At 66.9% G+C, this 372-nt stretch carries 1 pseudogene; it reads right to left on the reverse strand.

Going from position 1 to position 372, the window contains the following annotated elements:
- Positions 1-287: pseudogene (locus AC1D1Y_RS26860) on the reverse strand (esterase-like activity of phytase family protein); the annotation flags it as partial.
- Between the last annotated feature and the right edge of the window lie 85 nt (positions 288-372).

Consider the following 372-nt stretch of genomic DNA (forward strand, 5'->3'; position numbering starts at 1 on the left):
CGGATGGGCAGCGTGCCGCCCGACTTGCGCGGGTACTTGGGATCGCCCACAAAGCTGATGCCGTCGATGCTGTGCAGCACTTCGGTGCGCTGGCGGTTGGCGGCGGTGAACTTGCCCGCGGTCTCGAAAAACTTGCCGAACGCCTTGGGCGCGGTCACGGTGGTGCTGGCGGGTAGGGCGGCGTGGCCAGCCAGGGTGGCGGTCACTTCAGTTTGGGCCAGGGCGGTGGTGGCTGGCAGAGCCAGCGCGCAGGCCAGGGCCAGGTGGGAGAGGGTGAAACGTGGCATGAGAGAGGGTCACAAGTGGATCAAGCCGCGTAGCCTAGGGGGGCAGTGTGAAACAACCGTGACGCCCCGTAGGGCAGGCCTTTCA

The sequence above is a fragment of the Polaromonas sp. P1_G1 genome (assembly GCF_056405595.1).